Origin of the sequence: Aromatoleum aromaticum EbN1 (genome assembly GCF_000025965.1) — a bacterium.
Lineage (GTDB): Bacteria > Pseudomonadota > Gammaproteobacteria > Burkholderiales > Rhodocyclaceae > Aromatoleum > Aromatoleum aromaticum.
Genome location: NC_006513.1, coordinates 1,599,435 through 1,618,908 on the forward strand (window position 1 = coordinate 1,599,435; position 19,474 = coordinate 1,618,908).

The following is a 19,474-nucleotide window of genomic DNA, read 5'->3' on the forward strand; positions in this document are numbered from 1 at the left end:
AGATTGTAGCAATATCGCTCAACACAAATCAACGTTCTGATTCGTGTAGCCTTAGCGCAATCAGTCACTTACTGCAATTTCGGTGTTGAATGGGAGTGGGCGGAATTGATGGAAATTGTGACTCTTAATCAGTAGGTCGTAGGTTCGAATCCTACTGCCCCCACCAACAGATTCAAGCACTTAGGCCAGTTCTCGCGGACTGGCCTTTTGCTTTCTGGAGGTCCGGGAACGACTGGGGAACGACTAGAAAAAATCCGACGGCGCACTGCATCGTCGATCCTGGTCCGGTAGAGCGATCCTGAGCCAAGTTTGGAAAGGTATCGACGATGAAGCCCCGTACACACCACCTTCGCAGAGCGCGCCGGCGCCGCGACACGTCGTACCTGTCCTCGAGCCACCCGCGCTGCTGCCGATCAGGGGTTGGGGCTATCGAAGACTCCAGCTTGGGCCGCAGCGATCTCGTCCCCGAAGCTGTGGCCGCGCTGGTCCGTCTTCAGGGCGACAGATGCCGCCGTGTCACGTCCTTCGTGCTGCAGCAGTCCCTTGATGACGTCGCCGAGGTTGATGCAGGGCGGCGTACATAGCTCGGATAGCCGACGGTGGACCCTCTCGTCGACCACGATCTGAACCTGCTCGCTCGCGGGACACTCCTGCTCCACCTCGCATACGGGCGCATGGATCCCCCGCTCCTGATGACGCAGCAACCCCTTGATGACCGCATTGACGTCGTTGTAGGGCGTGGCGCAAAGCCCCATCAACCGCTCATACACCGTGCGATCGACGCTGATCTGCATATGCTTTCCGGGATGCAGCAAGCTCTTGATGACATCATTGAGATCCCGATGGGGCTCGATGCAAAGCGCCATGAGCTTGTCGCGGATCTCCCGGCTGACGGCCACCTGGATCTGTTCACTCATTTCAGCCTCCTCGATCACACTGGATAACGCTGTAATCATAGTCAACGCTGGCGCGGCAGCGAGGGCGGCTCATCCGATCGTCTCAACGCGGTTCATTCCATCAACCCGGCGATCAAATACATCCACATCCGCTCGCCCTGAGCTTATCGAAGGGCGACGGCCGGAGTTCCCGAACTGCAGCAGCAGCATTCCCGGCGACGGCGGTCGAGCGGGGCACCTGCGTTCCCGTCGCGCGCCGCCCTCTCGGGAAGCCTGCTCGCCGGCTTGCGTCCGACGGAAGCGAGGCGTCCTTACTCGCTATTCGCGCGCGAGCCGTCGGTATGCCCCGCTGTGGAAAATCAGCGGCGGGTGGTCTTCGCGGTCGAAGCGGACGACTTCCGACAGGAACAGGAGGTGGTCGCCGCCCTCGTGGCGGACGGTGTTGCGGCACTCGAAGCGCGCGCAGCAGCCGCGCAGCAGCGGCACGCCGTACAGGCCCTCGTCGATGTCCAGGCCGGTGAACTTTTCATCGGAGCGCGTCGCGAAGAGTTGCGACAGGTGCTGCTGGTCTTCCGACAGCACGTTGACCGCGTAGTATTCGCAGGCTTCGAACACCGACAGGCTCTGGAGGTGGCGCGCCAGGCTCCAGACGATCAGCGGCGGGTCGAGCGAAACGGAGTTGAACGAATTGACCGTCAGCCCGATCGCCTCGCCGTTCGCCGCCCGGGTCGTGATCACCGCGATGCCGGTGGCGAACATGCCGAGCGTGTCGCGGAACGCGCGGGTGAATTCCTGGTGGGTGACGGGCGGCTGGGACATGGGCAGAGGCCGGGCGGCGGATCGCAGGTTTTCGCCTGCCGCGCCTGAAGTGAATGGAACCAGCGATTATCGCTGCGCAGGCGGCATCGGGCAACGCAGACGAAGGGAACAGCGGGCAATGGACACAGACAAGACTTTCGCCACCCGGCTCGTCGACTGGCATCGCCGCCACGGCCGGCACGACCTGCCGTGGCAGCACAGGTGCGACGGCGTTCCCGATCCGTATCGCGTATGGCTGTCGGAAATCATGCTGCAGCAGACGCAGGTCGACACGGTGATCCCGTACTACGCGCGCTTTCTGGCGCGCTTCCCGGACCTCGCGGCGCTCGCCGCGGCGCCGGTCGACGAGGTGCTCACGCTGTGGAGCGGACTCGGTTACTACGCCCGCGCGCGCAACCTGCACAAGGCGGCGCAGGCGGTGGCTGACTTTCATGGCGGCAACTTCCCGTCGCGCGCCGAAGCGATCGCCCGGCTACCCGGCATCGGCCGCTCGACGGCGGCGGCGATCGCGGCGTTCGCATTCGGCGAGCGTGCGGCGATCCTCGACGGCAACGTCAAGCGGGTACTGTGCCGCGCGTTCGGCGTCGCCGGCTTTCCCGGCCAGCGGGCGGTCGAGGCGCGGCTGTGGGCGCTGGCCGAATCACTGCTGCCGCCGACGGATGTCGGCACTTACATCCAGGCGCAGATGGACCTGGGGGCGACGGTGTGCAGGCGCAGCCGGCCGGCGTGTGCTCGCTGCCCACTCGCCGACTCGTGTGTCGCACGCCGCGAGGACCGTATCGCCGAGCTGCCGGCCGCGCGTCCGCGCAAGGCCGTGCCGCAGCGCCGCGTGCGCGTCGCAGTGATTCACGCGGCGGGGCGCGTGCTGCTCGAACAGCGCCCCCCTGCCGGCATCTGGGGCGGCCTGCTCGCGCTGCCGGAAATTCCCGACAGCGAGCCGGATGCCGGGCGCTGGCTCCAAACGCGCTTCGCCCTCGCGCCACGCGCGAGCCTCCAGCTCGCGCCGCTGAACCACGCGTTCACGCATTTCCGGCTCGAGATCACGCCGATCCGCTTCGACGTCGAGGACGCGGGGCGCAGCGTCGCCGAAGCCGGGCATCGCTGGCTCGCGCTCGCCGACCTGGACGCGGCCGGGCTGCCGACGCCGGTGCGGCGCATTCTCGACGCGCTCGCCAGCGCGGCGTGAGCCGCTTGTGTCGGGCGGAAAACGAAGTTTCGGCGCAGCCGAACGCCGAAAGCGCAGCGCTTTCCCGGCCACGGCTTCCCCAACGGACAGCACTCACTTCAGATAATCAGTCAGGATCACCCAACGGCCATCGCGGATCTGCGCGATGCGCCCGTGGCGGTTGCCGAGGTGGTCGTCGGGACCGAAACGATATTCCGGGCTGCCGAAGAAGTCGCGCGGCGTGTGCAGCGATTCCATCGCGGCGACGAAGCGCTCGACGCTGAGCTCGGGCCCGGCCTGCTCAGCGGCCTTGACGAAGAGGTCGGCAGCAGCGTAACCCATCACGCTCCAGACGTTCGGCGCGGCGCCGAAGCGTTTCCGGTAGCGTTCGATCCACTCGGCGAGCGGGCGACTCGCGCCTTCGGCGTAAGGGTGCGGCAGCACGCTGACGCCGTACAGCCCTTCGACGGTCTTGCCACCGAGTTCGTGCGTCTGCGCCGAATAGCCGGACGCGGTGACCAGCATGTCGACGGTCCAGCCGGTCTTGCGCGCTTCGGCGACTGCGGCGACGGTCTCGCGCACCACTGTCGCGAGGACGACGAAGTCGCAGCCGGCGCCCCGTAGCCGCGCGATCTGGCTCGACAGGTCGGTCGCGCCACGCTTGTAGCTGGTCTTCGCGGCGAGCGGCTGGTTCAGCGCCGCCAACGCCCGCTCGACGCCCTTCATGACTTCCAGGCCGTAGTCGTCGTCCTGGTACAGCACACAGACCTGCCGGTAGCGACGGGTCTGCATCATGAAGCGCGTTGCCGCGTCCATGTAGTCCTGGTATGGCGCGAACATCTGGAACTTCAGCGGATGGCGCGGCGCGTATGTCGATTCGTGCGGCGAGAACGGGAACAGGTGGGGCCGCCCGGCGCCGACGACGATCGGCATCGTCGCCATCACGACCGGCGTGCCGAGGTTCGCGAGGAACGCGAACACGTGGTCGCGCTGGATCAGCTTGCGCGCCGCGAGCACGGCTTTCTTCGGGTCGTAGCCGGAATCCTCGACGACGAGCCGCAATGTGCGCCCATGCACGCCCCCGGCCGCATTCGCGTCCTCGAAGCGCATCAGCATGCCGTCGCGCACCGGCACGCCGAGCAGCGCGATCGGGCCGGAGAGGTCCTGGATGCTGCCGACGACGATCTCGTCGCGGCTCACGCCCGGCGCTTCGGCGGCCGCGGTGCAGGAAACGGCCAGCGCAACGACGCCCAAGAGGCGGCGGATGAACGTCATGGCAGCGCAGCGATCGCCATCAGCATGACTCGGTGCAGTGCGGCGCCGCGGCAGCGCTTCGCAGCGGCGCCATGAGCGCCTCGAACGCGTCGGCCGCCAACGGTTTGCCGATCAGGTAGCCTTGCAGGTAGTCGCAGCCCAGCGCGCGCAGGAATTCGCGCTGTTCGGCCGATTCGACGCCTTCGGCGGTGACGCGCAACCCGAGGCTGTGCGCCATGTTGATGATCGCTTCGACGAGAGTCGCGTCGTTGCGGTCGTCCGGGCAGTCGCGCACGAAGCTGCGATCGATCTTGACGATATCGACGGGGAAGCGCTTGAGGTAGGACAGCGACGAGAAACCGGTGCCGAAATCGTCGAGCGCGAAGCAGATGCCCTGCTCCTTGATGTCGCACATGCGGGCCTCGACGTTTTCGCTCCCGCCCATCAGCACCGATTCGGTGATCTCGAAGACCAGGGAGCTGCGGGCCGTGCCGAATTCCGCGAGCAGCGTACGCACGAGCTCCGGCAGGCCGGCTTCCCGGAACTGGACTCCCGACACGTTCAGCGTGAGACGCAGCGGCGGATGGCCGCGCGCCAGCCAGTCGCGCCGTTGGCGCACGACTTCGCGCAGCACCCATTCTCCGATCGGGACGATCAGCCCGCACTCTTCCGCCACCGGGATGAATTCGAGCGGCGAGATCATGCCGCGCTCGGGATGCTTCCAGCGGATCAGCGCTTCGGCTCCGACGAGCGCGCCGCTCGCGCAGTCGACGATCGGCTGGTAATGCAGCTCGAACGCGCGCTGTTCGACGGCCATGCGCAGATCCGCTTCGAGGTGCACGCGCGCGAGCGCATCGGCCTGCATGTGGGGGGCATAGGGCTGGGCGCGGTTCTTGCCCGCCTGCTTGGCCTTGTACATCGCGATGTCGGCGTTGCGCAGCAGCGTCTGGACGTCGTCACCGTCATCGGGAAACACCGTGATGCCGACGCTGCCGGAAATATGGTGACGCGCACCACGCAGCGCGAAAGGCTCGCGCAGCACGGCGACGAGCTTGTCGGCGATCGCGCCGAGGTCCGCACGGTCGGCAAGGTCGTGCACGACGACCGTGAACTCGTCGCCGCCCAGGCGCGCGACCGTGTCCTCGTCGCGCACGCAGCTGTTGAGGCGGCGCGCGACATCCACCAGCAACTCGTCGCCGACGTCGTGGCCGAGCGAATCGTTGATCCACTTGAAGCCGTCGAGGTCGAGGAACAGCAACCCGACCTTGCACCCATGACGACGGGCGTGGGCGAGCGCGCGATCGAGGCGGTCCTGCAGCAGGCTGCGGTTGGCTAGCCCGGTGAGTGGGTCGAAGTTGGCCTGGCGCCACATCGCGACTTCCTGCTGCTTGCGCTCGGTGATATCGCTGAACAGCGTGACGTACTCGGCGATCCTGCCGTCGGTGTCGCGCACGGCAGTGATCGTGACCCACTGCGGATACCTGTCGCCGTCGCTGCGCCGGCTCCACACTTCGCCCGCCCAACTGCCGCTCTCGACGATCGACGTCCACATCGCATCGAAAAACGTTGCCTCGTGGCGTTCGGGCTTGAACATCGACGACTTGCGGCCGATGACTTCGGCGGCGAGGTAGCCGGTGATGGTGCAGAACGCGGGGTTGACGGACGTGATCACGCCTTGCGCATCGGTCGTCATGATGCCTTGGCTGGAGGCTTTGAACACCACCATCGCCTGGCGCATGCGCTCCTCGAAGCGCTTGCGTTCAGTGACATCCCGGACGATCGAGTAGAGCAGCTTCCTGCCGGCAATCTCGATTGGACTGCTCGCCACCTCGACGTCGCGCAACTGCCCGCCGGCGAGCCGGTGGCAGCAGCGGAACGTGTCGGGCTTGCGCGCCTGCACCATCTCGAAGCGGAGCGGCTCGCGACCAGGCACATTGATGTCCTCGATCTTCATGCGTGTCAGCGAGACCGGGTCGTAGCCGTAGTATTCGCAGGCCTTCGCGTTCGCCTCGACGATACGACCGTCGACGGGGTCGATGACGAGCATCACGACACGGCTGTTCGCGAACAGCTCGCGGTAGCGCAACTCGCTTTCGATCAGCGCCTGTTCCATGCGCACGCGCTCGGTAAGGTCGCGCACCAGCACGATGAAGCCTTCCGGGACGAGGCCGCTGCCGGCGAGGCGACTGACCGATGCGCTGAAATGGTGCCTGCCGCGCGGCAAATCGAGCGTGTATTCGACCTGCTTCGCCCCTCCCGTGGCGGAAATTTCCTCCAGCGCCTCATCGAGCTTCACGACCACTGCCGGCGGCAGCGTTCGCGCATACGGACGGCCGAGAAAACACTCCGGCGGCGTCAGCAGCAGTCCGGGATCAGGGGCGTGGAACTCCGCGATGCACCGGTTTTGGTCAACGACGAACATCAGGTCGGGCAACGACGCAATCAGCGCGGCGAGCTTCATTTCCCGATCGCGCAGCTCGCGCTCGGCCCGCTTCTGCAACGTGATGTCTTCCTTGACCGCGACAAAACCCGAAATCATCCCGTCGTCTGCCCGGATCGGGGCGATCGAGGCTCTCTCCCAGTAATGCGCACCGTCTTTGCGCACGTTCTCGAATTCGCCGCGCCACACGTGGCCGTGAGTGATCGTCGCCCACATTGCCGCGTATTCGTCCGCCGAACGATTGCCCGACTTGAGGATGCGCGGATTCTTTCCCACCACTTCCTGGGCGGTGTAGCCGGTGCTGCGTTCGAACTGCGGATTGACGTACTCGATGGTTCCGCTGCGGTCGGTGATCACGATCGATGCCGGGCTGCATTCGATTGCTGTCGACAACTTGCGCAACTGCTGTTCGCCGACATGCGCCACCGACTGGGCACGATCCAGTTCCGCCTCGCGCGCCCGCACTTCGGCGCTGCGTGCCGCCACCAGTCGCTGCAGATCGGCCCGGTGCGCGCGCAACTGCGCCATCTGGTTGGCCAACCCGCCGAGCAGCAGGCTGAACAGCAACACCACGGCGGCGTTCAGCGACAGCCCCAGGTTGTCGCCCGGGTGCCCGAGGCCGAGCACGAGCACGCCAGAAACCATTGCCGCGACAAGGAAAACGACGATGCCGACGACGAGCGGACGGCGCTGCCGAACGTACTCCGGCCAGTTCGCCATGATCACTCCGGCCCCGGTCCGGCCGGCGCATAAGACATCAAGAGTTCCTTCACGCCACCGCTCCCTGACAGGCAGAACACCACTTTAGTGCGACGCCGTGAAATTTCGATGCCAACCACTTCACCCTCATCCCCAATTCATCACGAGCTGCGCGATCCCCGGCCTGCCAGGCCTTCGGGCCGCAGCACGACCACTGCGACGACAACCGCGCCGAACAGCAGCGTCTCGAGACCCGCTGCAGCGGCCAGATGCGGGGGCAACACTTCGCTCGCGAGCGAAATGGCCTGCGGAATCCCGATCACCACCAGCGCGCCCCACAACGCGCCCGCAAGACGGCGCGCGCCGCCGATGAAAACCAGCATCAGCAGCTCGAACGACAGCGCCAGGCCGAACTGTTCCGGGCTGACGAAGCCGATCCAGTGCGCATACAGGGCGCCGGCGAGCCCCGACAGCCCCCCGCCAAGCACGAAAGCCAGCATTTTTGCACGGCCGAGGTCGATGCCGCTTGCCGCCGCGGCGGTCTCGTCCTCACGCACTGCGCGCCAGGCCCGCCCGAGCCGCGACGCCACCCAGCGCCGGCACGCGAACCACGCGAGTACGAGCGCGACGAGGCTCAGCGTCGCCTGCGCGGCCGCAGTGTCCGCGGACCAACTGCCCAGCGTCATGGTCGGCACCGCGAGCCCGGCCGCGCCGCCCGTCAGCGACTCCCAGCGCACCAGCGCTTCCTCGACGATCAGCGCGAACGCGAGCGTGCTCATCGCGAAATACAGCCCGCCCAAGCGCTGCGCCGGCAGGCTCGCGAACCAGCCGCCCGCCGCACCGAGCACGATCGCCAGCGGCAGCGACAACGGCGCCGGCACGCCGTGAAGCGCCAGCAGCGTCTCGGCATACGCGCCGAGCCCGAGCAACGCGCCCTGACCGAGCGGGATCTGGCCGCACTGGCCGACGACGAGAACCACCCCGAGCCCTGCGATCGCGTACGTGAACACGAACGCCGCCTGCGCCAGCACATACTCCGGCCCGAGCGCGCGCAGCGCCAGCGCGCCGAGCATTGCAAGCCCGATCATGCCCGCCGTCCACCGGACGATCCCGTCTGCCCGCATCACCGCGCCTTTCATCGCCGCCGCAAGCCGCCGGCAAGGCCGTGCGGAAACAGCAGCAGCGCGAGCATCAGCAGCACGTACGGCACGACGTCCTTCACCCCTTCGGGCAACGCGAACCCGGCGAGCGCTTCGACGACGCCGATGAACACTCCGCCGGCCAGCGCGCCTGGAAGGCTCGTCATGCCGCCGAGCACGGCGGCGGGAAACGCCTTCAGCGCGACGAGCCCCATGTTCGGATGCACGAACGTGACCGGCGCGAGCAGCAGCCCGGCCGCCGCTGCGAGGCCGGCGCCGAGCGCCCACGCGAGCGTATGCATGCCGGCCACCGATACTCCCATCAGCGCGGCCGCTCCGGGGTTTTCGGAACAGGCGCGCAGCGCGATGCCGGCGCGCGTGCGACGAAAAAACAGCGTCAGCGCCAGCGCGAGCACGGCCGTCGCGCCGATCACGACGATGTGCTCGGCGGCAATCGCCAGGCCGCCGAAGCGCCAGCTCTCGCCGGCGAACGGCAGCGCCAGGCGATGCATCGAATGCGTCGCCGCCGGCACCGAGCCGATGGCGCCGCGCAGCATCATGCCGAGACCGAAAGTCAGCAGCAGCGCAGTCAGGTGCGCCTGGCCGAGCGCCCGGCGCAGCAGCGTGCGCTCGAGCACGGCGCCGAACGCCGCCATCCCGGCGATGCCGCCTGCCGCCGCCCACGCGAGCGGCCAGCCTGCCGCCAGGTGCAGCGCAAGCACTGCGAACGCACCCGCCATCAGCAGCTCGCCCTGCATGAAACTGACCGTCCCGGTCGCTTTGTAGATCAGCACGAAGGACAGCGCGACGAGTCCGTAGATGCAGCCGGTCGCGATGCCGCTGCTGAGTACCTGGACGAGCGCTAGACCGGACATTTCATCGCATCGGGCTGGACGAAGGCTGCGCCGGAACGGGCGCGCGGCGACTCTATCACGGCGCGGCGATGCTATTCTCGCGCCCCATGATTCCGATCGATATTCTCGTCTATGGCATCGGCCTCGCCGGCGTCGCGGCGCAGGCGGCCGCCGGAGTGCTCGAAGCCGGGCGCAAGCGTTTCGACCTCTTCGGCATGGTCATCGTCGCGCTCGCGGCGGCGCTCGGCGGTGGCTCGTTGCGCGACCTGCTGCTCGACCGCACGGTGTTCTGGATCGCCGATCAGAGCTATCTGATCACCGCACTGACGGCCGGGCTCGCGACTTTCGCGCTGGTGCGCTTCGTGCGCCTGCCAGGCAGGCTCTTCCTGCTGCCCGACGCCGTCGGCCTCGCGTTGTTCACCGTCAGCGGCACGCAGGCGGCTCTTGCGCTCGGCACACCGTGGCTCGTCGCGAGCCTGATGGGCGTCGTCACCGGCGTATTCGGCGGCATCGTGCGCGACGTGCTGTGCAACGAAGTGCCGCTGGTGTTCAGCGGCGAACTGTATGCGACCGCATCCTGGGCCGGCGCGCTGCTGCTGATCGCGATGAGAGCGTCCGGCGCGACGCCCGGCCTGGCGGCACTCGCCGCCGGCGTCGTGGTGCTCGTGATCCGCCTCGGCGCGATGCGCTTCGGCTGGCGCCTGCCGGTGTTCAGCGCGCGCCTGTAGCCCTGTATTTGCGCGAACTTGTGGCAACCTGCGCGAATCGGCCGGTTCATGTCACGGAAGTATCATCGCGTCGCGAACGCAGCCCGGGCCAGGGCGCTGTGCATCGCCGCCGGCAGGCGCTAAGATGGCCCCGGCATCGGTTTCGCGGCGCCGTCCCGGAAGCCAACAACGACAGGAGAGTATCCGGAATGAGCTTTATGCGTGAGTTCAAAGAGTTCGCCATGCGCGGCAACGTCATCGATCTGGCGGTCGGCGTCATCATCGGCGCCGCGTTCGGCAAGATCGTCGACTCCCTCGTCAAGGACATCGTGATGCCGGTGATCGGACGGCTGCTCGGCGGAGTCGATTTCCGGCACTTGTACATCAATCTCGGCGACCAGACTTACGAGACGATGGAAGCCGCCGAGAAAGCCGGGGCGCCACTGGTGAAATACGGGCAGTTCATCAACACGACGATCGATTTCCTCATCATCGCGTTCGCCATCTTCGTCGCCGTCAAGGCGATCAACCGCCTCAAGCGCTCGGAACCGCCGCCCCCGCCCGCGCCGGTCGAGGCCGAAGAGGTCAAGCTGCTGCGCGAAATCCGCGACACGCTCAAGCGCGGCTGAACAGGCGAAGCCGTCGACACACTGTCGGGAACGGCCTCGTCCGCGCCGCCTCAGGCGTGGTCGCCGACGTACGGATTGCTGCGGCGTTCCTCGCCGAACGTCGAAGTCGGCCCGTGACCGGGGACGAAAGTGATGTCGTCGCCGAGCGGAAAGAGCTTCTGCCGGATCGAGCGGATCAGCGTCGCGTGGTCGCCCTGGGGGAAATCCGTGCGGCCGATCGAACCCGCGAACAGCACGTCGCCGACGATCGCCAGTCGCGCATCGGCGTGGAAGAACGCGACGTGGCCGGGCGTGTGGCCCGGCACGTGGATGACACGCAGCGTCTCGTCGCCGACCGTCACCGTGTCGCCATCGTGCAGCCAACGGTCGGGCTCGAAGCTCTCGGCGCCGGGGAAGCCGAACGTCCTGGCCTGTTGCGGAATGCCGGTGATCCAGAAAAGGTCCGCTTTCTCGGGCCCTTCGACCGGCACGCCGAGTTCGCGCGCGAGCTGCGCAGTGCCGCCGGCGTGGTCGATGTGACCATGCGTGATCAGGATCTTCTCGATCGTGACGCCGAGCTCCTTCGCTTTCGCGAGGATGCGCTCGAGGTCGCCGCCGGGGTCGACGACCGCGGCCTTGCGCGTCTTGTCGCACCACACGATGCTGCAGTTCTGTTCGAAAGGGGTCACGGGGACGATGCGCAGGTCGATCATGGCAGGCGGGGATCCGGGTTGAGCAGCGCGACAGTTTAGCCGTAAATTTCACTGCGCTAACGCAGCAGCGCGACGCCCTTGACCTGCGCATACACGTCGCGGCCCGGCACGATGCCGAGCTGCGCGGCCGAACGGCGCGTGATGCGCGCGAGCAGCGCCGTGCCGGCAACGTCGAGACGCACCAGCGTGCGCCCCGGATCGGCCTCGTCGAGCGACACGACGCGCGCCGGCAGCACGTTGAGGATGCTCGAATCGTGGCGCTCGGTGAGCGCCAGGCTGACGTCGCGGGCGAGCACGCGCGCCCTGACGCGCGACGCGAGCGGCATGTCGAGGCCGGTGATCCACAGCGGCAGTCCGGCGAATTCGAGCCGCGTCAGCGCGTAGGCCTCGTCATGCGCGGCAACGCGGGCATCGATGACGACGAACGCGTCTTCGTCGTGCGCGAACGGCAGATCGAGGCGCGCCATCACTTCGCCGATCGGCCCGGCGGCGAGCGCACGCCCGTCAGCGAGCAGCACGACGTGGTCGGCCAGCCGCGCGACTTCCTCGGGCGCGTGGCTGACATAGACAACCGGGATGTCGAGCTCGGCGTGCAGGCGTTCGAGGTAGGGCAGTATTTCCTGCTTGCGCTTGACGTCGAGCGCCGCGAGCGGCTCGTCCATCAGCAGCAGCCTCGGACTCGTCGCCAGCGCCCGCGCGATCGCGACGCGCTGGCGTTCGCCGCCGGACAGGCGCCCGGACATGCGGTCGAGCAGCGGCTCGATGCCGAGCAGCGCGATCGCCTGGTCGAGCGGGATGCGGCGCGACGCGGCCGGGACGCGCTTCAGGCCGAATTCGAGGTTGCGCCGCACCGTCAGGTGCGCGAACAGGCTCGCTTCCTGGAATACGTAGCCGAGCGGGCGCCGGTGCGTCGGCACGAAAAGGCGCTGCGCCTCGTCCTGCCACAGCTCGCCGCGCACTGCGAGATACCCGTCCGCGGCGCGTTCCAGTCCCGCGAGACAGCGCAGCAGCGTGGTCTTGCCCGACCCCGAATGACCGAACAGCGCGATCACGCCCCGCCCCGGCAACGCGAGGTCGACGTCGAGGCGGAAACCGGGCCAGCCGAGGCCGAAGCGCGCGCGGATCGCTTCGTCCCCAGTGATCGCGCCGGTTCGCACGGCCCCGGCGCCGAACGGCACAGCGCCGCTCACCGCACCACTTCCTTTTTCCGCCCGTACAGCGCGAGCAGCACGACGAAGCTGAACACGAGCATGCCCGCCGATAGCCAGTGCGCCTCGGCGTACTCGAGCGCCTCGACGTGGTCGTAGATCTGCACCGAGACGACGCGCGTCTTCTCCGGGATGTTGCCGCCGATCATCAGCACGACGCCGAACTCGCCGACCGTGTGCGCAAAGCCGAGGATCGTCGCGGTGACGAAGCCGGGCCGCGCGAGCGGCAGCACGACGCTGAAGAAGGTATCGATCGCGCCGGCGCGCAACGTCGCCGCGACTTCGAGGGGACGCTCGCCGATTGCCTCGAACGCGTTCTGCAGCGGCTGCACGACGAACGGCAGCGAATAGAACACCGAGCCGACGACGAGCCCGGCAAACGTGAACGGCAGCAGGCCGAGCCCGAGCGCCTGCGTGAGCTGTCCGACCGGTCCATGCGGCCCGAGCGCGACCAGCAGATAGAAACCGATCACCGTCGGCGGCAGCACCAGCGGCAACGCGACGACTGCGCCGACGACGCCTTTCCAGCGCGAACCGGTGCGCGCGAGCCACCATGCAATCGGCGTGCCGACGACGAGCAGCACTGCGGTCGTCACTGCGGCGAGTTCCAGCGTCAGGCGGATCGCGGCGAGGCCAGCGGCGTCGATCGCCATTCAGCGGTCGTATCCGTACGCGCGCACGATCGCCGCGGCCTCGTCGCCTGCGAGATAGTCGCGCAACGCATGTGCTGCCGCGTTGTCCCGGGCGCGGGCGAGGATCACGCCGTCCTGGCGGATCGGCGTGTGGAACTGCGGCGGCACGACCCACGCCGAGCCGCGACCGATCGTGCCGTCGGCCGCCACCTGCGACAGCGCGACGAAACCCAGTTCGGCATTGCCGCTCGCGACGAACTGGTAGGTCTGCGCGATGTTCTCGCCGGTCACGAGTTTTTCGCGCAGCACGTCGGCGAGCCCGAGCCGCTTCAGCACTTCGAGCGCGGCCGCGCCATAAGGGGCCGTTTTCGGGCTCGCGACGGCGAGATGGCGGAAGTTGCTGCGCTTGAGCACGTCGCCGTGCGCATCGACGAAGCCAGGCTGCGCCGACCACAGCACGAGCCGGCCGATGCCGTACGTGAAACAGCTTCCGCGCAGCGCGAGCCCTTCCTCTTCGAGCTTCGCCGGCGCCTTCGCGTCCGCGGCGAGGAAGACGTCGAACGGCGCGCCGTTCCTGATCTGCGCGTAGAACTTGCCGGTCGCGCCGAACGCGAGCAGCGCCTTGTGGCCGGTATCGCGCTCGAACGCGGCGGCGATCTGCTGCATCGGCGCGGCAAAGTTCGACGCCACCGCAACGCGCACTTCGCCGGCATGGGCCGGCAGCACGAGGGCAAATAGCGCGAGCGCGAGCAGCACGAGCACGACAGGGCGGCGCACCGTCGCGATCATCGCGGACCTCCCGGCGGCACCCGGTGTGCGTTGCCAGCTTCGACCATGCGGTCGATCAGGCCGCTTTCGCGCCGCGTCGGCGTGGCGCACGCCGCGAGCAGCACCGCTTCCGGCCCGGCGAGCACGACTTCGCGCGCGGCGCGCGTGACGCCGGTGTAGAGCAGTTCGCGCGTCATCACTTTCACCGGCGCCGCCGGCAGCAACAGCATCACTTTCGCGAACTCCGAGCCCTGCGCCTTATGCACGGTCATCGCGAACGCGGTGTCGTGGGCGGGCAGGCGCAGCGGCGCGAGTTCGCGCCAGCCGCCGGCGGGGTCGGGGAACACGACGCCCAGCTCGCCGTGCGCGTCCGGCAGGCAGATGCCGACGTCGCCGTTGTAGAGCCGCAGCAGGTAATCGTTCTTCAGCACGATCACCGGCCGCCCCGCATACCACGGCGACACAGCGAGGCCGGGCGCGTCGGCGAGTGCGGCGCGCGCGCGGCGCGACAGCCGTTCGTTCGTCGCGTCGATGCCGCGCGGCCCGCCGTGCACCGCGCACAGCACGCGAAAACGGTCGAACGCGGCGAACACCGGCGCCGGATCGCCGTCGTACGCGCGCAGCGCGTCGAAATAACCGGCATAACCCTGCTCCAGCCGTGCCAGCACCGCAGCGGACGGCGCATCGCCGTCGTCCGCGAGCCATTCGACTGACGAGTCCGCGCCTTCGCGCAGCCATGCGAGCACTTCGTCGCCGGCGCCGGCGTTGATGCCGGCGGCGAGCCGGCCAATGCCGGAGTCGGCGGCAAAGCGGTGGCTTTCGGCGAACCATACGACGCTGCCGGCGAGCGGCGTCGCGCGGCGCGGCGGCGGCGGTGCGATGCGCCCGGCCGGCGTGTCGGTCAAGGTCGCGAGCCGCGCAACGCAGGAAGTATCGAGCGACGGGTCGGCGCACAGCTCGGCGAACACCGCGCCGGCCTCGACCGCGGCGAGCTGGTCCTTGTCGCCGAGCAGGATCAGGCGCGCGTGCGGCGGCAGCGCGTCGACGAGCCGCGTCGCGAGCGCGAGATCGAGCATCGACGCCTCATCGACGACCAGCACGTCGAGCGCAAGCGGATTGCCGGCGTGATGGCGAAAGCGGCCGGGCTGCGGCGTCACGCCGAGCAGGCGGTGCAGCGTGTGCGAAGTCTGCGGCAGGCGCCCGCGGATCTCTTCCGGCACGGAGGTGCTGCGCGCGCGCAGTGCGTCGAGCATACGGGCGGCAGCCTTGCCGGTCGGCGCGGCGAGCGCGACCCGCAGTTCGGGTTCGGCGCTCAGGAGACACGCCAGCAGCGCTGCGACCGTCGTCGTCTTGCCGGTGCCGGGCCCGCCGCTGATGACGGTCAAGCGCCGTTCGAGCGCGAGCGCGACCGCGAGCTTCTGCCAGTCGGCACGCCCGTCGAGCCGCGCCGCGTTGGCGGCGAAAAGTTCGCCGAGGCGCTCGACGGCGGCCGGCGGCGGCGCTGGCAGCGCGCTTGCGGCGCGCGCGACGAGCGCAGTCGCGAGCCGCCGTTCCCAGTCGTAATGGCGGCGCAGGTACAGCCGATCGGCCGCGTCGAGCAGCAGCGGTCGCGGCTCCGGCGCCGCGGCGCGGCCGACGACGCCGCTCGCGAGCAGCGCCTCGCGCAGCCCGGCAACCGTCTCGTCCACGGCGACGAGCTCGGCGAGCGGCACGCACACGTGCCCCGCGGCGACGGCGAGGCTCGCGCGCATCGCTGCCGTGCGCAGCCGCGGCAGGCACGCGTCCGGCGCGCCGGCAGCGCGCGCCCAGCTCACGGCATGCGCGGCAAACCCGTGCGCGAGCTCGGCTTCGGCAGTCAGGTCGAGGCGCAGGTCGAGAGGGTTCATCGCACGGATTCCGGGGCGGGGACGCCGCCGATCAGGCGGTCGAGACTCGCGAGGGTCGCGGCGTCCGGACGGTGGAAATACACGCCGGCCGGATGCTCGCCGAGCCGCCAGCCGGGCCGCACGCCGCGCACGAAAAGATACAGCGCGCCGCCGAAATGGCGCTCGAAGTCGTAGCCCGGCAGCGTGCGCCCAAGATGGCGGTGCAGCGCGACAGCGTAAAGCAGATGCTGGAGATGGTAGCCGTGCGCCCGCATCGCCTCTTCGAGGCGCGCCGGCGCATAGTCTTCAGGCGTGAAACCGAGGTGGTTCGATTTCCAGTCGAGGACGTAGAAGCGCCCGTCATGCTCGAAGACGAGGTCGATGAAGCCTTTCAGGTAGCCCGCGAGCGCGCCGAACGCGAGCCGCGGCACATGATAGCCCGCGCGTGCGAGCCAGTCGTTCAGCGCTTCGGCGGACAGCCGCGGCGCCGGCAGGTGGAAACCGAGTTCGACGAGCTTGCGGCGGCAGTCGAGGCGGCCGAGCACGATGCCGCCGGGCAGCGGCGTCGCGAGCACGTCCTCGACGAGGCGCTCCAGCATGCGCGCCAGCGGCGCGCCGCCCGGTGCGCGCTGCGGGTGTTCAGTGAGTGCCGCGGCGATGGCCGGCGTGCGGCTCGCTGACGCGGGGAAATCGAGCCGTTCGAACACCGCGTGGATGCAGTCGCCGGCCGTGGGGCCGCGCGGGAAGAACAGGATGTCGTCGTCGCCGGGCGCTGCGGCCGGCGCGATCGATGTCGCGCCGTCGATCGGCGCCACCAGCAGGGCGCGGGCGTCGTGGTCCTGCGCCGCCGCCTCATGGCCTGCGCCGTGGCTCAGCGCGCTGAAACTGCCGATCCGCCACGCCGACGGCAGGCGGACCGGCGGCGGCAGCACATGCAGCGCGTCCGCGGCAGGTTCGGCACTCGCGAGCCGCGCACTGCCGCCCGCCGGCAGGTTGACGATCGCCAGATCGGGTTCGGCGCGCTCGAGCAGCCGCGCCCATGCCGCCTCGATGTCGTCCGTCGTCAGCTTGTGCCGGAGCCATTCCGCGTGGCTTGTGCCGGCGCCGGCGACGAGCCAGTTCAGCAGGCTGCGCGTGCTCTCGGTCGGCGAAGCGGTCTTGCCGTTCTTCTTCAGGTAACAGCCGGCGACAAGATAGCAGCGGTACACCGCGCGCGTCATCGCAACATAGATAAGCCGCAGGAACTCGGCGTCGCGCTCGCGGCGCATCACCGCCTTGACGTCGTCGTCGTCGCGCGCTGACGGACGGAAGTCGAGCAGCAGCCCGCCATCGGCGTCGTGATAGACGCAGCCTTCGCCGTCGTCGCCGCGGCCGGGAAAGCCGTCCCACAGGAAAGGGCAGAACACGACGCCGTATTCGAGCCCTTTCGAGCGATGGATCGTCACGATCTGCACGAGGTTGCGGTCGGATTCGAGCCGCACCTGCGTCGCCTCGCTCGCGCCCGCTTCGCGTCGCCGGGTCGCGAACCAGCGCAGCAGCGCATCCGGCGACGGGTGGTCGGCAGCGGCCTCATGCAGGCATTCGGCCAGATGCAGCAGGTTCGTCAGCCGCCGCTCGCCATCGTCGCGCGCGAGCAGCCGCGCGTTGATGCCCTCCTGCACGATCCAGCGCCGCAGCATCACGCCGAGACCGCGCGCGAGCCACACTTCGCGCAGTTCGGTGAAACGGGCGATCACGCGCAGCAGCTCGGCTTCATCAGCCGCGAGGGCGTCGAGCGCGGCAGCGTCGAAGCCCATCGGCGCGGTCGCGAGCGCGGCCGACAGCAGCGGCAGGTGCGCCGGCTCGGCGATCGCGACCAGCACGCGTTCGAGCTCCTCGGCGTCCGGGCTGTGGAAAACGCTCTGTTGCGACAGCTCGACGCTGCCGACGCCGAGCGCGGCGAGCGCTTCGCGCATCCGCGCGCCCTGGCTGTGGCTCTTGACCAGCACTGCGATGTCGCCCGGGGCGAGCGCACGGGGGCCGATCGTGATATGCCCCGCTGCACCTTCGCCGACGAGGCGGACGATCTCCGCCGCAGTCGCTGCTGCCGCCCGCGCGACGACCGCGGCGCGCAGCGGCAGCACGCCGTCAGCATCCGGCGCAATCCACCACACGCGCAGCGACGCCGGATCGGCCGCGGCCGACGAGTCGACGAACCGCTGGCGCGGTTTCGCGCCTTCGCTGACCGTCTCGTACGCGAGCCCGTCGAGCACGAACGCTGCGGGGTTCGCCGTGAACAGCGCGTTGCAGGCGTCGATCAGGCCGCCGACCGAACGCTGGTTATGGCTCAGCGTGTAGCGCGTGTCGGCTTCGCTGCGGGCGTGCAGGTACGTGTGCAGGTCAGCGTTGCGGAAGCTGTAGATCGCCTGTTTCGGATCGCCGACGAGGAACAGTCCGCCGTGCCGTCCGCCGGTGGCGTAGATGCTGCGGAAAATCTCGAACTGCAGCGGATCGGTGTCCTGGAATTCGTCGATCAGCGCGACCGGGTAGCGCTGGTGCAGCGCCGCCGCGAGCCACGGGTTGTCGGCGCCGGCGAGCGCTTCATGGACGTTGAACAGGATGTCGTCGAACGCGATGCGGCGCCGCTCGCGCTTGGTTTCACGCAAGCGCGTCGAGCCCGTTTCGAGAAAACGCCGTAGCAGCGCGAGGCGCGCGGCGTCGAGCGCGGCGATGACTTCGTCACGCAGCGCGAGTACGCGCGCCGCGGCGTCGAAGAAAGGGTGCTGCGGCGCGCTGCAGTGCTTTTTCACGCATTCATTGAGACGCATCGCCGAAAACAGCGCGAACTTGCCGCCCTGCACGTCGAGCGGTGCAAGCGGGTCGCCGCCGGCGAGCCAACTCGTCCAGCTCTTCGCCGCCAGCGCGACGCTGTCAGCCTTGTAGCTCGTCGCGCTCAGGCCAGGCAGGCCCGCGAGCAGCGCGTCACGGGCGTCGCGCCCGTTGCCGTGCCACAGCGCGCACGCGTCGGCGAACGCCGCCTGGACGGCAGCGAGGTCTGGTTTCACTTCGCCGCCGGCGTCGGGCCAGCGTTTTTGCGCGAGCGGGCGGGCGAGATAGCGGCCGAGCAGCGTGGCCCAGCGCTCCGGGCTGTCGCCGCGCGCGATCAGCAGTTCACCGAGTTCGGCCGCGCAGGCGTCGCTGGCGATTTCGCGGCGCCAGAAGTCGCGCGCCGCCTCCAGGCGCAGTTCGAGGTCGTCTTCGGTGAGTTCGAGTGCGAACGGCAGCGCGGCGGCGAACGGCGTGTCGGCCAGCGCGCGCTGGCAGTAGCCGTGGATCGTGAAAATCGCCGCTTCGTCGAACGTCTGCAGCGCCAGGTCGAGCCGCTCGCGGATCTGCGCGCGTGCGATCGCCTGCGATTCGAGTGCGGCGACGAGTTGCGCGACGAACGGGTCGCCGTCGGCGGCGGTGCCGTCGAGATACGCGAGCGTGCCGGCGATGCGCTCGCGCACGCGGCTTTTCAGTTCGGCGGTCGCGGCGCGCGTGAACGTCACGACGAGGATCGCATCGACCGCCAGCTCGCGCTCGACGAGCAGGCGCAGGAACAGGCCGCAGATGTTCCACGTCTTGCCAGTGCCGGCCGACGCTTCGATCAGGCGGATGCCGTCGAGCGGGCAGCCGAAAACGTCGAGCTCGTCGGCAGCGCCAGGGCCAGGTGCGGGCGTCGTCAT

Annotated in this window: 15 protein-coding genes; 3 read left to right on the forward strand and 12 right to left on the reverse strand. The window is 68.9% G+C overall.

The annotated features are described in order from the left end of the window. Window positions 1-413 precede the first annotated feature (413 nt). Window positions 414-917, reverse strand: a complete 504-nt coding sequence (locus tag EBN1_RS07605; protein WP_011237355.1) for a hypothetical protein — start codon at window positions 915-917, stop codon at window positions 414-416. A 297-nt stretch (window positions 918-1,214) separates the two neighbouring features. After that, on the reverse strand, window positions 1,215-1,715 hold the full coding sequence (locus tag EBN1_RS07610) for a flavin reductase family protein (protein WP_041645995.1): 501 nt from the start codon (window positions 1,713-1,715) through the stop codon (window positions 1,215-1,217). A 118-nt stretch (window positions 1,716-1,833) separates the two neighbouring features. Between EBN1_RS07610 and mutY the strand changes: the two genes are divergently transcribed. Beyond that, window positions 1,834-2,901: an A/G-specific adenine glycosylase gene (gene mutY / locus EBN1_RS07615; protein ID WP_011237357.1), complete on the forward strand. Its 1,068-nt coding sequence runs from the start codon at window positions 1,834-1,836 to the stop codon at window positions 2,899-2,901. Window positions 2,902-2,994: 93 nt separating this feature from the next. On the opposite strand, the gene EBN1_RS07620 is transcribed toward mutY, so the two are convergent. The 4 genes from EBN1_RS07620 to EBN1_RS07635 form a co-directional block, all read right to left on the reverse strand. Continuing rightward, window positions 2,995-4,155, reverse strand: coding sequence for an ABC transporter substrate-binding protein (locus tag EBN1_RS07620; RefSeq protein ID WP_011237358.1), 1,161 nt, complete (start codon window positions 4,153-4,155; stop codon window positions 2,995-2,997). 19 nt (window positions 4,156-4,174) lie between these two features. Further along, a complete protein-coding gene (locus EBN1_RS07625) occupies window positions 4,175-7,294 on the reverse strand; it encodes an EAL domain-containing protein (protein ID WP_011237359.1) in 3,120 nt (1,039 codons plus the stop codon). A 140-nt stretch (window positions 7,295-7,434) separates the two neighbouring features. Continuing rightward, the gene (locus EBN1_RS07630; RefSeq protein WP_041647038.1) at window positions 7,435-8,361 is read right to left on the reverse strand and encodes a branched-chain amino acid ABC transporter permease; all 927 of its coding nucleotides are present in this window, start codon (window positions 8,359-8,361) and stop codon (window positions 7,435-7,437) included. A gap of 47 nt (window positions 8,362-8,408) precedes the next feature. Then, window positions 8,409-9,287, reverse strand: coding sequence for a branched-chain amino acid ABC transporter permease (locus EBN1_RS07635; protein WP_011237361.1), 879 nt, complete (start codon window positions 9,285-9,287; stop codon window positions 8,409-8,411). An 86-nt stretch (window positions 9,288-9,373) separates the two neighbouring features. Between EBN1_RS07635 and EBN1_RS07640 the strand changes: the two genes are divergently transcribed. Then, entirely contained in the window at window positions 9,374-9,994 is a 621-nt protein-coding gene (locus EBN1_RS07640) for a trimeric intracellular cation channel family protein (protein ID WP_041647039.1), read from the forward strand. 188 nt (window positions 9,995-10,182) lie between these two features. Then, entirely contained in the window at window positions 10,183-10,602 is a 420-nt protein-coding gene (gene mscL / locus EBN1_RS07645; protein WP_011237363.1) for a large conductance mechanosensitive channel protein MscL, read from the forward strand. Between the two features lie 50 nt (window positions 10,603-10,652). Here the strand turns inward: mscL and EBN1_RS07650 are convergent, their stop codons facing one another. The 6 genes from EBN1_RS07650 to recB are packed head-to-tail and all read right to left on the reverse strand — an operon-like array spanning window position 10,653 to window position 19,474. Next, window positions 10,653-11,294, reverse strand: coding sequence for an MBL fold metallo-hydrolase (locus EBN1_RS07650; RefSeq protein WP_011237364.1), 642 nt, complete (start codon window positions 11,292-11,294; stop codon window positions 10,653-10,655). 56 nt (window positions 11,295-11,350) lie between these two features. Beyond that, window positions 11,351-12,484: a molybdenum ABC transporter ATP-binding protein gene (gene modC / locus EBN1_RS07655; protein ID WP_011237365.1), complete on the reverse strand. Its 1,134-nt coding sequence runs from the start codon at window positions 12,482-12,484 to the stop codon at window positions 11,351-11,353. Then, complete coding sequence (modB, locus tag EBN1_RS07660) at window positions 12,481-13,155, reverse strand: molybdate ABC transporter permease subunit (RefSeq protein ID WP_011237366.1); 675 nt, start codon at window positions 13,153-13,155, stop codon at window positions 12,481-12,483. Before modB ends, modC begins: the two co-directional genes overlap by 4 nt. Next, entirely contained in the window at window positions 13,156-13,923 is a 768-nt protein-coding gene (gene modA, locus EBN1_RS07665; protein ID WP_011237367.1) for a molybdate ABC transporter substrate-binding protein, read from the reverse strand. Next, complete coding sequence (gene recD, locus EBN1_RS07670; RefSeq protein ID WP_011237368.1) at window positions 13,920-15,788, reverse strand: exodeoxyribonuclease V subunit alpha; 1,869 nt, start codon at window positions 15,786-15,788, stop codon at window positions 13,920-13,922. The genes modA and recD overlap by 4 nt, the downstream gene beginning before the upstream one ends. Beyond that, a complete protein-coding gene (gene recB, locus EBN1_RS07675) occupies window positions 15,785-19,474 on the reverse strand; it encodes an exodeoxyribonuclease V subunit beta (protein ID WP_011237369.1) in 3,690 nt (1,229 codons plus the stop codon). Before recB ends, recD begins: the two co-directional genes overlap by 4 nt.

Bases quoted from the DNA above. Each gene is read 5' to 3' on its own strand.
- EBN1_RS07605 (WP_011237355.1), bottom strand. From the start codon at position 917: ATGAGTGAACAGATCCAGGTGGCCGTCAGCCGGGAGATCCGCGACAAG.
- recB (WP_011237369.1), bottom strand. From the start codon at position 19,474: ATGACGACGCCCGCACCTGGCCCTGGCGCTGCCGACGAGCTCGACGTT.
- EBN1_RS07640 (WP_041647039.1), top strand. From the start codon at position 9,374: ATGATTCCGATCGATATTCTCGTCTATGGCATCGGCCTCGCCGGCGTC.
- mutY (WP_011237357.1), top strand. From the start codon at position 1,834: ATGGACACAGACAAGACTTTCGCCACCCGGCTCGTCGACTGGCATCGC.
- mscL (WP_011237363.1), top strand. From the start codon at position 10,183: ATGAGCTTTATGCGTGAGTTCAAAGAGTTCGCCATGCGCGGCAACGTC.
- EBN1_RS07610 (WP_041645995.1), bottom strand. From the start codon at position 1,715: ATGTCCCAGCCGCCCGTCACCCACCAGGAATTCACCCGCGCGTTCCGC.
- EBN1_RS07625 (WP_011237359.1), bottom strand. From the start codon at position 7,294: ATGGCGAACTGGCCGGAGTACGTTCGGCAGCGCCGTCCGCTCGTCGTC.
- modA (WP_011237367.1), bottom strand. From the start codon at position 13,923: ATGATCGCGACGGTGCGCCGCCCTGTCGTGCTCGTGCTGCTCGCGCTC.
- modB (WP_011237366.1), bottom strand. From the start codon at position 13,155: ATGGCGATCGACGCCGCTGGCCTCGCCGCGATCCGCCTGACGCTGGAA.
- EBN1_RS07620 (WP_011237358.1), bottom strand. From the start codon at position 4,155: ATGACGTTCATCCGCCGCCTCTTGGGCGTCGTTGCGCTGGCCGTTTCC.
- recD (WP_011237368.1), bottom strand. From the start codon at position 15,788: ATGAACCCTCTCGACCTGCGCCTCGACCTGACTGCCGAAGCCGAGCTC.
- EBN1_RS07650 (WP_011237364.1), bottom strand. From the start codon at position 11,294: ATGATCGACCTGCGCATCGTCCCCGTGACCCCTTTCGAACAGAACTGC.
- EBN1_RS07630 (WP_041647038.1), bottom strand. From the start codon at position 8,361: ATGATCGGGCTTGCAATGCTCGGCGCGCTGGCGCTGCGCGCGCTCGGG.
- EBN1_RS07635 (WP_011237361.1), bottom strand. From the start codon at position 9,287: ATGTCCGGTCTAGCGCTCGTCCAGGTACTCAGCAGCGGCATCGCGACC.